General features: G+C 69.3%; 12 protein-coding genes. 8 read left to right on the forward strand and 4 right to left on the reverse strand.

Going from position 1 to position 13,266, the window contains the following annotated elements; translation table 11 throughout:
- Positions 1 to 10: 10 nt before the first annotated feature.
- Positions 11 to 922, reverse strand: a complete 912-nt coding sequence (locus tag AC5Y7D_RS08490) for an HhH-GPD family protein (RefSeq protein ID WP_499923037.1) — start codon at positions 920 to 922, stop codon at positions 11 to 13.
- Here AC5Y7D_RS08490 and AC5Y7D_RS08495 point away from each other — a divergent pair.
- Together AC5Y7D_RS08495 and AC5Y7D_RS08500 are read left to right on the forward strand one after the other, a co-directional pair.
- A complete protein-coding gene (locus AC5Y7D_RS08495) occupies positions 921 to 1,562 on the forward strand; it encodes a carbonic anhydrase (protein WP_499923041.1) in 642 nt (213 codons plus the stop codon). The two genes, AC5Y7D_RS08490 and AC5Y7D_RS08495, sit on opposite strands and share 2 nt — an antisense overlap.
- Before the next feature lie 89 nt (positions 1,563 to 1,651).
- Positions 1,652 to 2,452 carry a hypothetical protein gene (locus AC5Y7D_RS08500; RefSeq protein WP_499923042.1) on the forward strand — a complete coding sequence of 267 codons (801 nt, stop codon included), beginning with the start codon at positions 1,652 to 1,654 and terminating at the stop codon, positions 2,450 to 2,452.
- Positions 2,453 to 2,468: 16 nt separating this feature from the next.
- On the opposite strand, the gene disA is transcribed toward AC5Y7D_RS08500, so the two are convergent.
- The 3 genes from disA to AC5Y7D_RS08515 are packed head-to-tail and all read right to left on the reverse strand — an operon-like array spanning position 2,469 to position 5,568.
- Positions 2,469 to 3,545, reverse strand: coding sequence for a DNA integrity scanning diadenylate cyclase DisA (disA, locus tag AC5Y7D_RS08505; RefSeq protein WP_499923043.1), 1,077 nt, complete (start codon positions 3,543 to 3,545; stop codon positions 2,469 to 2,471).
- Positions 3,546 to 3,585: 40 nt separating this feature from the next.
- Positions 3,586 to 4,995, reverse strand: coding sequence for a DNA repair protein RadA (gene radA, locus AC5Y7D_RS08510; protein ID WP_499923045.1), 1,410 nt, complete (start codon positions 4,993 to 4,995; stop codon positions 3,586 to 3,588).
- A gap of 57 nt (positions 4,996 to 5,052) precedes the next feature.
- Positions 5,053 to 5,568: a copper chaperone PCu(A)C domain-containing protein gene (locus AC5Y7D_RS08515; RefSeq protein ID WP_499923048.1), complete on the reverse strand. Its 516-nt coding sequence runs from the start codon at positions 5,566 to 5,568 to the stop codon at positions 5,053 to 5,055.
- Between the two features lie 301 nt (positions 5,569 to 5,869).
- On the opposite strand from AC5Y7D_RS08515, the gene AC5Y7D_RS08520 reads away from it, so the two are divergent.
- The 6 genes from AC5Y7D_RS08520 (at position 5,870) to rlmB (ending at position 13,232) form a co-directional block, all read left to right on the forward strand.
- Positions 5,870 to 8,989, forward strand: coding sequence for a PE family protein (locus AC5Y7D_RS08520; protein WP_499923052.1), 3,120 nt, complete (start codon positions 5,870 to 5,872; stop codon positions 8,987 to 8,989).
- A 218-nt stretch (positions 8,990 to 9,207) separates the two neighbouring features.
- Positions 9,208 to 9,696, forward strand: coding sequence for an RNA polymerase-binding transcription factor CarD (carD, locus tag AC5Y7D_RS08525; protein ID WP_065132069.1), 489 nt, complete (start codon positions 9,208 to 9,210; stop codon positions 9,694 to 9,696).
- Positions 9,693 to 10,370: a 2-C-methyl-D-erythritol 4-phosphate cytidylyltransferase gene (gene ispD / locus AC5Y7D_RS08530; protein ID WP_499923217.1), complete on the forward strand. Its 678-nt coding sequence runs from the start codon at positions 9,693 to 9,695 to the stop codon at positions 10,368 to 10,370. The genes carD and ispD overlap by 4 nt, the downstream gene beginning before the upstream one ends.
- Positions 10,367 to 10,846, forward strand: coding sequence for a 2-C-methyl-D-erythritol 2,4-cyclodiphosphate synthase (gene ispF, locus AC5Y7D_RS08535; RefSeq protein ID WP_499923054.1), 480 nt, complete (start codon positions 10,367 to 10,369; stop codon positions 10,844 to 10,846). Before ispD ends, ispF begins: the two co-directional genes overlap by 4 nt.
- A 49-nt stretch (positions 10,847 to 10,895) precedes the next feature.
- Entirely contained in the window at positions 10,896 to 12,302 is a 1,407-nt protein-coding gene (cysS, locus tag AC5Y7D_RS08540) for a cysteine--tRNA ligase (protein WP_499923057.1), read from the forward strand.
- The gene (gene rlmB / locus AC5Y7D_RS08545; protein WP_499923058.1) at positions 12,303 to 13,232 is read left to right on the forward strand and encodes a 23S rRNA (guanosine(2251)-2'-O)-methyltransferase RlmB; all 930 of its coding nucleotides are present in this window, start codon (positions 12,303 to 12,305) and stop codon (positions 13,230 to 13,232) included. It abuts the gene before it with no gap.
- The last annotated feature ends 34 nt before the right edge of the window (positions 13,233 to 13,266 follow it).

Below are 13,266 nucleotides of genomic sequence, written 5' to 3' on the forward strand. Positions count from 1 at the left end.
TCACTGGCTACTATCCTTCGCCGGCAAGTGCAAATCGGCCATCGGCGGTCTGGGTCACCAGTCCGTCGGCCAGCAACGAATACAGCGCACGGTCGCGCTGTGCGGTGTCGGTCAGCCAGGCGACATCCAGTTCGGCGCGAGTCACCGGAGAATCGTTGTCCCGCAATATATCCAACAGCCGACCCCGGACTTGTCGGTCGGTACCGGCATAACCCTGCGCCCGTCGCGCCGGTCCGCTGCCTGCGGGATAACCGGCGTCGCGCCAGGCGCAACTGTCCAGCGGGCACAACCCGCACCGGGGCGTCCGTGCCGTGCACACCATCGCGCCGAGCTCCATCAGTGCCACTGAAAAAGTAGGTGCTGCAGCATCATTCGGCAACAATGCGGCCACGTCGGCGTGGTCGCGGGTGGCTGACGGGTTGCCGGCGTCCGCACGGCCATGAACGGCGCGGGCCACCACGCGGCGAACGTTGGTGTCCACTACCGGAACGCGTTGGCGGTAGGCGAAGCATGCTACTGCCCGCGCGGTGTAGCTACCGACGCCCGGCAGCGTCAGCAACGTCTCCACGTCGTGGGGGACAACGTCGTCATGGTCACGCGCGATAGCGACCGCACACTCGTGCAGGCGTTTGGCGCGCCTGGGGTATCCCAGCTTGCCCCAGGCTCGCAGCACGTCGGCGGCACTGGCCGCGGCCGTCGCAGACGGAGTCGGCCAGCGCCGCACCCAGTCCGTCCAGATCGGTAGCACCCGCGACACCGGCGTCTGCTGCAGCATGAACTCGCTGACCAGGATCTGCCATGCACTGACACCGGGCTCGCGCCAGGGCAGGTCGCGCCTCGACCGCTCGTACCAGGCGAGAAGATTGGTGACAGGTATGTGTCCTGGTCCGATCACCGGCCGGTCCGGCAGAATGTCTGGCATGCCCAATAGCAACCCGATAAGCGCGTGGAAAGCACTCAAAGAGGGTAACGACCGATTCGTTGCCGGCAGGCCCGCGCACCCCAGCCAGAGCATCGACCACCGCGCCAGCCTGGCCGCCGGTCAGAAGCCGACCGCAGTCATCTTCGGCTGTGCGGACAGCAGGGTCGCCGCGGAGTTGATCTTCGACCAGGGACTCGGCGACGTTTTCGTGGTCCGCACGGCCGGGCAGGCGATCGATTCGGCGGTGTTGGGTTCCATCGAATACGCGGTGACGGTGCTCAACGTCCCGCTGATCGTGGTGCTCGGCCACAACAGCTGCGGCGCCGTCAAGGCCACTATCGAAGCACTGGACGACGGAGCGATACCCAGCGGGTTCGTGCGCGACGTGGTCGAGCGCGTCGTGCCGTCGATATTGGCGGGCCGGCGCGACGGCCTGACGCGGGTCGACGAGTTCGAGGAACGGCACGTCAGCGAGACGCTCAAGCAACTTACGGCGCGCTCATCGCCGATCTCCGAGCGGGTGGCCGCAGGAACCCTGGCGCTGGCCGGCGTCACGTATCAGCTCGCCGAGGGCAGAGCGCAGTTGGTCGACCACATCGGGGACATCGGCGAAGAAGTGGCGGAAGAGCAGGCCGTCTAACCGCCACTAACACGGCAACCGGCCAGCTAACCCGCGACACGCCGGGGCGGGTCAGCCCGCGAAGCATGACCTGGCCCTACCGTGGAAATGTGCTGGATCTGGAACCGCGTGGCCCGCTACCCACTGAGATCTACTGGCGGCGCAGGGGGCTGGCCCTGGGCATCGCGGTCGTGGTGATCGGGATTGCTGTCGCCATCGTCATCGCTGTGGTCAGTAGCAACGCCGGGGCAAAGCCCGCCGACAAGCCGGCCTCCGCCCAGGGCAGTGCCGGCTCGAACGCGCCCCAGGCGCCGGCGACGCAGCAGCCGGCGGGGCAGACCGAGGCGCCGGTGCCGGGTGCGCCTCCCGGCGTGGTGAACCCGGAGTCGCCCACTCCGACCGCCGCGGTGCAGCCACCGCCGGTGCTCAAGGACGGCGACGACTGCCCGGATTCGACGCTGGCCGTCAAGGGGCTGACCAATTCGCCCCAGTACTACATCGGTGACCAGCCGAAATTCACCATGGTCGTGACGAACATCGGTCTGGTGTCCTGCAAGCGCGACGTCGGCGCTGCGGTGCTGGCGGCCTACGTGTATTCGCTGGACAACAAGCGGCTGTGGTCCAACCTGGACTGCGCGCCGTCCAACGAGACCCTGGTCAAGACCTTCACCCCCGGGGAACAGGTGACCACCGCGGTGACCTGGACGGGTATGGGTTCGGCGCCGCACTGCCCGCTGCCGCGACCGGCGATCGGTCCGGGCACCTACAACCTGGTCGTGCAGCTGGGGAATCTGCGCTCGCAGCCGCTCCCGTTCGTGCTCAACCAACCGCCTCAGCCGCCAGGTCCGGCGCCCGGCCAGGGCCCGGCGCTGGCGCCGCCGCCGGAGGCGCCACCGGGGCAGGGCGGCTAGTGGTCAGCGGGCGCGGCTAAGGATCCGCGAGCGTCGACTCGGCCAGTTGGGACAGGCCCTCCCGCACGTGGCGGGCCCACATGGCGCCGATCCCGTCGACGGATTGCAGGTCGTTGGCGCTGGCGGCTAGTAGTCCCTGCAGCGTCCCGAACGCGCGGACCAGCAGGTCGACGTGGGCGAACTGCAGCCGGGGGATACCCGCCATCGCGCGATAGCCCCGCGGGCTCAGTGCCGAATCCTGGGCCTCAGCCGTAGTCGGATAGCCGAACACCTTCGCCAGGGCGGCGAAATCGAGCAGCTCGGTGTCCGACAGACCGTCCAGGGCGTCCAGCGTGTCGGCGATCTGTGCCCTGGTCGGTGGCTCGGGGTTGGCGTGGTAGTCGCGAACGATCAACTCCCGCGCGAGGTCGTTGCCGCCCAGTAGCTCCTCCTGCTGAAGTCGCAACTGGCGCCCGTCGGTGCCCAGTTCGACCACGTCGTAGTCGATGGCCTGGCCGATGCGACGGACCAGCTCCAGGCGCTGCACCACCGTCATCACATCGCGCAGGGTGACGAAATCCTCGATTTCGGCACGCGAAAGCTGCCGGCTGACCTCGTCCAGCCTGGTCTTGTAGCGCTCCAAGGTCGCAATCGCCTGATTCGCGCGCGAAAGTATGGTCGCGGAGTCGGTCAGCACATGGCGCTCACCGCACACGTAAACCGTCACGATGTTCATCGAATGGCTGACCGAGATCACCGGGTAGCCGGTCTGGATCGCCGCGCGCTCGGCCGAGCGGTGCCGCGTCCCCGACTCGTCGGTCGGTATGGACGGATCCGGCACCAGCTGGACGTTGGCCCGTACGATGCGGCTGCCGTCCGTCGACAGCACCACCGCACCGTCCATTTTCGACAGCTCGCGCAACCGGGTCGGCGCGTACCGGACGTCGAGGGAGAAGCCGCCGTCACAGATGGCTTCGACGCTCTCGTCGTGGCCGAGCACTATCAGGGCGCCGGTGCGGCCACGCAGGATGCGTTCCAGGCCGTCGCGCAGCCCGGTGCCGGGAGCCAGTCGGGCCACGGCCTCACGCAGGGTCGGACGAGTCACAGCCAGCATTCTGCTATGGCGGGGCGCTTAACGGGATCCCTACCCGCGGCTATGGGAGGCGTTGCAACTTCAGCTCGGCGGCGGTGGGCTGCTCGGCGATGCTGATCAGGTGCTGCAGCGCCTCGACGATGGTGGGTGCACTCAAGGCGCGCAGACCAGGTGGGATCGCCTTGCAGCCCGGTGGGATCAGCGCGATGGTGAAGCCCTGACGGGCGGCTTCGGCCAGCCGCCGGTCCATGCCGTGGACCCGCCGCAGATCACCGGCCAGGCCTACCTCACCGATCATCACCGCGGTGGTGGGCAGCGGCAGGTTGGCGTAGGCGGAGGCCAGGGCGGTGGCCACCGCGAGATCGGAGGACGGGTCGGTCAATCGCATGCCACCCACGGTCGACAGATAGATGTCGTTGACGGCCAGGCTCAGGCGGGCGTGCTTTTCCAGCACCGCGGTGATCATCGCCGCGCGGGAATGGTCGATGCCGCTGACCGCTCGCCTCGGCGAGCCGCCATTGGGGGTGGCCAGCAGGGCCTGCACCTCGCCGATGAGCGGCCGCTTGCCGTCCAGGGTCACCGTGATGGCGGTGCCGGGAACAGGCATCGGGCGCTGATCCAGGAACAGGTTCGACGGGTCGGCGACACCCTCGATGCCGCTGTCGTGCAAGAGGAAGCAACCCACTTCGTCAGCTGCCCCGAACCGGTTCTTGATGCCGCGGACCATCCGCAGCGCGCCGTTGCGATCGCCCTCGAAGTGCAGGACCACGTCGACGAGGTGCTCCAGGGAGCGCGGTCCGGCGATTGCCCCGTCCTTCGTGACGTGCCCGACGAGAAACATCGCGACACCGTTGGCCTTGGCGGCCGCGGTCAGCGCGGCGGTCACCGCGCGAACCTGGGTGACACCGCCGGCGACACCGTCCACCTCGGTGGTGGACATCGTCTGCACCGAGTCGATGATGACCAGGGCCGGCCGCACGGTGTCGATATGGTCCAGCACCGTGTGCAGGTCGGATTCCGCGGCGAGGTAAACCTCGTCGAAGGCCGCGCCGCTGCAGCCGATCCGGTCGGCACGCAGCCGCACCTGGCCGGCCGACTCTTCGCCGGAGATGTACAGCGCACGTCGTCCCCGCTGCGCCCAGCGGTGTGCGACTTCGAGCAGCAGGGTCGACTTCCCCACACCGGGATCACCCGCCAGCAACGTGACGGAGCCGGGGACCACGCCGCCGCCGAGCACGCGGTCGAGCTCATCCACACCTGTGGACCGGTGCCGGCTCTTGTTCGGCTCAACCGCGCTGATCGGCACCGCCGGCGACCCGGACGTCACCGAGCGCCTGCCGTTGCCGATAGCGGCCAGTACGGCCACCTCTTCTACGCTGCCCCAGCTACCGCAGTCCAGGCAGCGTCCCACCCACTTGGCGCTGACATGGCGACATTCCGTGCAGCGGTATTGCGAACGAGCGTTGGCCACCCCGTGACGGTATCCGGAGGCGGTGACAGTTCCCGGTGCGGAACGCCGGCGCGGCCGTCAGGCGTGGTTGGAACCCTCGTGCGGCTGCGACAGGCTTGCCGAGATCGGCACCTGCACGCTGGCTTCTCCGGCCTTCTCGAATTTGAAGGTGAACTTGTACGTCAGGCCATTGGTGATCGGCTTCGTCAGGTTCACGGTCGCCTTGGCCGCCCCGTTGCCCTGGGCAGGGCCCGGCGCCACACCCTGGCCGTCCGGCGTGCCGATGATCAACATCTTGCCCGCCGGCAGCTTGGCGTCACCGCTCACGGTCACATTGCCGATCTCACTGGTGATGCCGGTCAACCGGTCGTTCACGTCAGGTGAATCGTTGATTGCCACCAGCACCAGATCGACGGTCCTGCCGGGCTGCAGGAAGTCGCCGGCCTGGTTGGCCTGAATACGGATATCGCGCAGTGCGATGTTGTTGATCGTCACCCTGTTGCCGTTGACCGCGGGCTCTTGAGCGGCGGTCTGGGAGATCTGACCGGTACCGCACCCACTGAGCGTGACCACGGCAAGCGCCAGGATCGCCATACAAGAGCTAGGCCTCAAGAAATGGATCGGCCGGCGGGTGTTCAAGCGGTTCACTCAATGCCTCCTGCTCGGCGTGGGCACGGCACCGTGCCGGCACGTGCGACGGCTCCGGACCGCCGCGTCGGTTCAACTATGCACAGTAGTTGTAAGGCACCGCCGACGGTAGCAGTGGCAGGCCGGAGTCGAGCGCGGCGATGCTCTCCAGCGGCAACTTCACGATTACTACATGACCTCCGAAACGCCATTGCATACAACCGAGACCTGGCTGCGGTGCCATTGCCCTGCCGACTGGAGGTGCGAAATGTCGTATGTGATCGCTTCGCCGGAGTCGCTCGCAGCGGCGACCGTGGATTTGCAGCGCATTGGTTCGACGGTCGGCGCGGTGAGCGCTGCCGTAGCCGGCCCGACGACGGGGCTGATGGCGGCAGCCGAGGACGAGGTGTCAATCGCGATCGCTGCCTTGTTCGGCTCGCATGGTCAGGCCTATCAGGAGTTCAGCGTGCAGGCGACCGCGTTCCACGAAAGGTTTGCGCGTGCATTGGGCGGTGGCGCGTCCGCATACTTCACCGCCGAGTCGGTCAATGCCGAACAGATGTTGCTGGGTGTGATCAACGCGCCAACGCAAGTACTGCTGGGGCGCCCGCTGATCGGTAACGGCGCAAACGGGTCGGCGGGCCAGGCTGGTGGTGCCGGCGGGCTGCTGTGGGGCAACGGCGGCAGCGGTGGTGCCGGTGTTGCCGGTCAAACCGGTGGCGCCGGTGGAGCTGCGGGTTTTTTCGGTAATGGCGGCAACGGCGGAGCAGGCGGTGCCGGCGCAGCTGGTGGCGCGGGTGGGTCCGGCGGGTGGCTCTATGGCAACGGTGGCGTGGGCGGCGCCGGCGGTGCCGCCACGTCGGCCGGCGCGGCCGGCGGTTCCGGCGGCGTCGGCGGCAGCGCCTGGTTCTTCGGTCAGGGTGGAGCCGGTGGCGCCGGCGCAAACGGCTTCGCCGGCGGTGCAGGCGCGGCAGGAGACGTGGGCTCGGTCGGCTTAGCCGGTGGTGTTGGTGGGGCGGGCGTCGACGGCGGTACCGGCGGCAACGGTGGTGTCGGGGGTCGCGGTGGGCTGCTGATCGGCAATGGCGGCGTCGGCGGTGCGGGCGGTATCGGCGGTGTCGGCGGCATGGGTGGTGTCGGCGGGGACGGCGGTACGGGGAACGCAGGCGTCTTCTTGCCCAGCGGCGTCCCGGGTGACGGTGGCTTCGGCGGCAACGGTGGTGATGGTGGTTCCGGCGGCTCCGGTGGTGCCGGCGGCAATGGCGGGGCCGGCGGCGCGCGCGGACTCATCGGTCAAACGGGCAGCGCCGGTGCAGGCGGCGTGGGCGGTGCCGGTGGCCTCGGCGGGGTTGCCGGGTCCGGGGGGGCTGGTGGCGCTGGCGCTGACGGGCCTGTCGGTGGCCAAGGCGGTGCCGGTGGAAACGGCGGGAACCATGGCTTCGGCGGCGCGGGCGGGGCCGGTGGCTTCAGCGGCACCGGCAGCCAGGCTGCAGATGGCGAACCCGGCTGGAAGAACTGGCCGGCCGCGGGTACCGGTGGCAACGGCGGTAATGGCGGGGCCGGCGGCGACGCCACTGCCGCCGGTGGGGCCGGAGGACAAGGCGGTGCCGGGGGTAACGCCGGGCGGGTCGGCAATGGCGGTAACGGCGGCTCTGGTGGCACCGGCGCCGATGGCGACGCAGGGGCCGATGCCACCGCCGCGGGCGCTGACGGCGGTTATGGACAAACCGGTGGGGCCGGTGGGGCCGGCGGCGCAGGCGGATCAGGCGGAACAGACTCCGGTGCCGGTGGTGCTGGCGGTGCCGGCGGTAAGGGCGGCCGCGGCGGCAACGGCGGCGCGGGTGCGACCGGCGATGCCGGGGCCGACGCCACCACCGCGGGTGGTCAAGGGGTGGCCGGGGACGACGGTGGCCACGGCGGGATTGGCGGCAACGGAGGAATGGGTGGGGCGGGCGGGGCCGCCGGCGTGGGATTGGCAGGTCCCTGGGGCAGCTACGGGGCCGGTGGGCTCGGCGGGGACGGTGGTACCGGAGGCAGTGCGGGTGACGGTGGTACTGGCGGCAACGGTGCGGGCGGTGTCATCGGCGGTGATGGCGGATCCGGCGGAAAAGGGGGTGACCGCGGTTACGGGGGGTTCGGCGGGATCGGCGGCTACAGCGGCGACGGGACCTACGGTGCGACGGGTTCGCAGGGCGGCGAAGGCATGGCCGGTGGCAACGGCGGTCACGGTGGGAGTGGAGGCGACGCGACCGCCGCACCTGCCGGCCAGGCCGGTGGGGCCGGTGGCGCGGGTGGCAGGGGCGGCGACGCCGGCCGGATCGGCGACGGTGGCATCGGCGGTACCGGTGGTAACGGCGCCGACGGCGCCGACGGAATCAACCCCACCGCGCTGCCACAGACCGGCCAGGCGCAGGCCGGGGATCACGGATTCGAGAGCGGGCGCATCGGCGGGCCCGGTTTCCCCGGTGCCTCCGGTGCCGGTCCTGGCGAGTGGGGTGGGGTTGGAGGCGACGGCGGCCAGGGTACCGGTCCGGGCTCAGGCCAGCGGCCGGTTATCGGTGGCGACGGCGGCAACGGCGGCACCGGAGGTCTGGGTGCCAACGGCGGCGACGGTGGTGACGCCGGTGACGGAGTCAGCAGTTTTGGTAAAGCTACTGGTGGCAAAGGTGGGACTGGGGGAGCCGGTGGGGCCGGCGGTGACGGTGGTGACGGTGGTGACGGTGGCGCGGCCACCATGGACAGCAACTCCGGAAACGACGTCGTTACCGGGGGCCGTGGCGGCAATGGTGGGGCCGGTGGCCTCGGCGCCACCACCGGCGGTGACGGCGGTGACGGCGGCCTCGCGAAGGGAGACGGGGCGATCGGTGGTCATGGCGGCACAGGTGGCAGCGGCGGCACCGGAGCAGCCGGTCATGCCGGTGGCGCGGGTGGGGAAGGAGGTGCTGGTGGCGCCGGCGGATGGCAGTCCGGAAATGGCGGTGCCGGTGGCACCGGTGGGGCGGCCGGCAACGGCGGTAAGGGGGCCGTCGGCGGCCTCGGCGGTAACGGTGGCGCCGGCGGCGACACGTACGACGGTCCCAATGCGCCCGCCGGCTTTGCCGGTAATGGCGGCAACGGCGGAATCGGCGGTACCGGCGGTGCTGGCGGCGCCGGGGGTAACGGCGGTAGCGGCGGCCTTGGCGGCGACGCACCGGCAGGCACCGCGGGTGACCACGGCGCCGGCGGGGCCGCAGGCTCCGGCGGCGAGGGTGCCGCAGGCGGTGAGGGCGGCACCGGCGGAGACGGCGGTATACGCCACAGCGGCGGCAATGGTGCACGCGGCTTTGACGGTCCGGCCGGCGGTGCCGGCGCGACCGGCCAGGATGGCCAGCCAGGTGCGTCCGACTAATTGAATTGCGCGCTCGGCGCCTGTGGTTTCTTCTGGGCCGGCGGGCGAGCTGGCTGGGTAGTTGACTGAATCGTGGGCCCGCCCGGGGCTTGCGATTGCACGTCTTTTTGCGCCTGTCAACCCCCAATGTTCACCGGCGGTGCCCCTGACCTGCATCGTTGGTCCGCAGGTGGTTGCCTCCCGTGTTAGAATGAACCGACGAAAGGGGCTCGAATCATATGATCTTCAAGGTCGGTGACACCGTTGTCTACCCACATCACGGTGCTGCGTTAGTCGAGGCGATCGAAACTCGGACCATAAAAGGGGAGCAAAAAGAGTATCTCGTCTTGAAAGTTGCGCAGGGCGACCTGACTGTTCGAGTGCCTGCTGACAACGCCGAGTACGTCGGTGTCCGCGATGTCGTAGGCCAGGAAGGTCTCGACAAGGTTTTCCAGGTGCTGCGCGCTCCGCACACCGAAGAACCCACCAACTGGTCCCGTCGCTACAAGGCCAACCTGGAGAAGCTCGCTTCCGGCGATGTGAACAAGGTGGCCGAGGTCGTCCGTGACCTGTGGCGCCGCGACCAGGAGCGTGGCCTGTCGGCAGGCGAGAAGCGGATGCTGGCCAAGGCCCGGCAGATCCTGGTCGGCGAGCTGGCGTTGGCCGAAAGCACGGACGAAGCCAAAGCCGACACCATTTTGGACGAGGTTCTGGCCGCCGCGTCCTGAACGCAAACGTTGTCGCTGTAGTACCTGCCGCGGGTTCCGGGCGGCGGTTGGCCGCCGGCGTGCCCAAGGCGTTCTATCAGCTCGAAGGGCAGTCGCTGGTTGAGCGGGCCGTTGAAGGCCTGCGGGCCTCGGGCGTCGTCGACACCGTCTTCGTCGCCGTACCTGCGGATCGCACCGACGAGGCCAAGCTCATCCTCGGGCATCTCGCCACCATCGTGGCCGGCGGGGCCAGCCGTGCGGATTCCGTGCGGCTGGCCCTGTCGGCGATGGCCGAGTCGGAGCCTGAATTCGTGCTGGTGCACGATGCCGCCCGGGCGCTGACGCCGCCGTCGTTGATCGTGCGGGTCGTCGAGGCCCTGCGTGCCGGACACGGCGCGGTGGTCCCCGGGTTGCCGGTCTCCGACACCGTCAAGGCCGTCGACGGGAACGGCGTAGTCCTGGGCACGCCGGAACGGGCGGGCCTGCGTGCCGTGCAGACACCGCAGGGCTTCGCCACCGACGTGCTGCTGCGTGCCTACCAGCAGGCAGCCGCGGAAGCCGGCGACTTCACCGACGACGCATCCCTGATCGAGCACATCGGCGGACAGGTCCAGGTGGTCGACGGCGACCCGCTCGCATTCAAGATCACCACTCAACTCGACCTGATGCTGGCCAGGGCTATAGTGCGCCAGTGATGCAGATGCCCCGCGTCGGTATGGGTGTCGACGTGCATCCGATCGAACCGGGGCGACCATGTTGGCTGCTGGGGCTGCTGTTTCCCAGCGCGGACGGCTGTTCGGGGCACTCCGACGGTGACGTCGCCGTGCACGCACTGTGCGATGCCGTGCTGTCCGCCGCGGGACTGGGCGACATCGGCGGCGTCTTCGGCGTCGATGACCCCCGCTGGCACGGCGTCAGTGGCGCCGACATGCTGCGGCACACCATGGAGCTGCTGACCGAGCATGGCTTCACGGTCGGCAACGCGGCGGTGCAGGTGATCGGCAACCGCCCGAAGATCGGCTCGCGTCGTCACGAGGCTCAAGCGGTGCTCTCCCGGCTACTCAACGCGCCGGTGTCGGTGGCGGCGACCACTACCGACGGGCTCGGCCTGACCGGGCGCGGAGAAGGCTTGGCCGCCATCGCGACGGCACTGGTCGTTCCGCTGCGATAAGCCACCGGCGACCGGGGCGTCCCCGGCGCAGGCAGTAAGCTGGCACGTCGTGACCGATCGTGCCCAATTGCGGCTTCATGACACGGCGACGGGAGCCGTGCGTGATTTTGTGCCGCTGCGCACCGGCCACGTCTCCATCTACCAGTGCGGCGCCACCCCGCAGGGGCTGCCGCACATCGGGCATGTACGCAGCGGCGTGGCCTTCGACATCCTGCGCCGCTGGTTGGCCGCCCGCGGGTATGACGTCGCGTTCATTCGCAACGTCACCGACATCGACGACAAGATCCTGAACAAAGCCGCCGCGGCCGGGCGGCCGTGGTGGGAGTGGGCCGCCACCCACGAACGCGCATTCACCGCGGCCTACGACGCACTCGACGTCTTGCCGCCCTCGGCGGAGCCGAAGGCGACCGGGCACATCACCCAGATGGTCGAGTTAATGGAACGGCTGATCGAAACCGGCCACGCCTATGCGGCCGCCGGTGACGTCTACTTCGATGTGCTCAGCTACCCGGACTACGGCCAACTCTCGGGTCACCGGATCGACGATGTGCACCAGGGCGAGGGCGCGGCCACCGGTAAGCGTGACCAGCGTGACTTCACCCTGTGGAAAGGGGAGAAGCCGGGTGAGCCGTCATGGCCTTCGCCCTGGGGACGGGGTCGCCCGGGCTGGCACATCGAGTGCTCGGCGATGGCCCGCACCTATTTGGGGCCCGAATTCGATATCCATTGCGGCGGAATGGATTTGATCTTCCCGCACCATGAGAACGAAATTGCCCAGAGCCGCGCGGCCGGGGACGGGTTCGCCCGATTCTGGTTGCATAACGGCTGGGTGACCATGGGCGGCGAGAAGATGAGCAAGTCGCTGGGCAACGTGGTCGCCATCCCGGCGATGCTGCAACGGGTCCGGCCGGCGGAGTTGCGCTACTACCTGGGCAGTGCGCACTACCGGTCGATGCTGGAGTACACCGAGACCGCGTTACAGGATGCGGTCAAGGCTTATGTCGGGGTAGAGGAATTCCTGCACCGCGTGCGCAGCCGGGTGGGTGCCGTCTGTCCCAGCACGTGGACGCCGAGATTCGCCGCGGCGCTCGACGATGACCTGGCGGTACCGATGGCACTGGCCGAGATTCACCAGAACCGCGCGGACGGCAACCGTGCGCTCGACGCCGGCGACCACGAGGGCGCGTTGCAGAGCGCATCGTCAATCCGCGCGATGATGGGGATTCTGGGTTGTGACCCGCTCGATGAGCGCTGGGAAACGCGCGACGAGACCTCGGCCGCGCTGGCGGCCGTTGACGTGCTGGTCCAGGCCGAGCTCGAGAATCGGAAGAAGGCGCGCCAGGAGCGCAACTGGGCACTGGCCGACCAGATCCGGGACCGGCTCAAGCAGGCCGGCATCGAGGTCACCGACACCGCCGACGGCCCGCAATGGACGTTGGGCGGTGACGGAAAGTAGATGGCCGGTAACTCGCAGCGCCGGGGAGCGATCCGCAAGGCCGGCAGCAAGAAGGGGCCTACCGTCGGCTCGGGCGGCCAGCGTCGTCGCGCCCTGGAGGGTCGTGGTCCGACGCCCCCGGCGCACCTGCGCCCCAACCACCCCGCCGCCAAACGGGGCAAACCGCAACAGCAGCGGCCGTCCAAGCCGGTGGACGAGGTCGAGACGGTGCTGGGCCGCAATCCGGTGGTGGAATGCCTGCGCGCCGGTGTCCCGGCTACCGCGCTCTATGTCGCGCTCGGTGTCGAGGCCGACGAGCGGGTGACCGAATCCGTGGCGCGCGCGGCCGAGAAGGGGATCGCCATCCTCGAGGTGCCCCGCAGCGATCTCGATCGGATGACGGCCAACCATCTGCATCAAGGCATCGCGTTGCAGGTTCCGCCCTACAACTACGCCCATCCCGACGACCTGGTGGCCAGTGCCCTGGAAACACCGCCGGCATTGCTGGTCGCCTTGGACAACATCTCCGACCCTCGCAACCTCGGCGCGATCGTGCGCTCGGTGGCGGCGTTGGGCGGCCACGGCGTGGTGATACCGCAGCGCCGATCAGCCTCGGTGACGGCCGTCGCGTGGCGGACCAGTGCCGGGGCCGCGGCCCGGATCCCGGTGGCGCGGGCCACGAATCTCACTCGGACGCTGAAGGATTGGGCTGACCGCGGGCTGCGGGTCGTCGGACTGGACGCGAGTGGCGACACGGTGTTGGACGACCTGGACGGCACTGACCCGATGGTGGTCGTCGTCGGCTCGGAAGGCAAGGGGCTGTCCCGCCTGGTCCGGCAGAACTGTGACGAGGTGGTCTCCATCCCGATGGCCGGCCAGGCCGAATCGCTGAATGCGGCGGTGGCCGCGGGCGTGGTGCTGGCCGAAATCGCACGGCAACGGCGGGGGTAGTCCCCGAATAGAAGCGAGCCGTCGCGCCGGAGAG

This window comes from Mycobacterium sp. NGS49 (assembly GCF_059812565.1).

Bases quoted from the DNA above. Each gene is read 5' to 3' on its own strand.
- disA (WP_499923043.1), bottom strand. From the start codon at position 3,545: ATGCTGGCTGTGACTCGTCCGACCCTGCGTGAGGCCGTGGCCCGACTG.
- rlmB (WP_499923058.1), top strand. From the start codon at position 12,303: ATGGCCGGTAACTCGCAGCGCCGGGGAGCGATCCGCAAGGCCGGCAGC.
- AC5Y7D_RS08495 (WP_499923041.1), top strand. From the start codon at position 921: ATGCCCAATAGCAACCCGATAAGCGCGTGGAAAGCACTCAAAGAGGGT.
- AC5Y7D_RS08490 (WP_499923037.1), bottom strand. From the start codon at position 922: ATGCCAGACATTCTGCCGGACCGGCCGGTGATCGGACCAGGACACATA.
- carD (WP_065132069.1), top strand. From the start codon at position 9,208: ATGATCTTCAAGGTCGGTGACACCGTTGTCTACCCACATCACGGTGCT.
- AC5Y7D_RS08515 (WP_499923048.1), bottom strand. From the start codon at position 5,568: ATGGCGATCCTGGCGCTTGCCGTGGTCACGCTCAGTGGGTGCGGTACC.
- AC5Y7D_RS08520 (WP_499923052.1), top strand. From the start codon at position 5,870: ATGTCGTATGTGATCGCTTCGCCGGAGTCGCTCGCAGCGGCGACCGTG.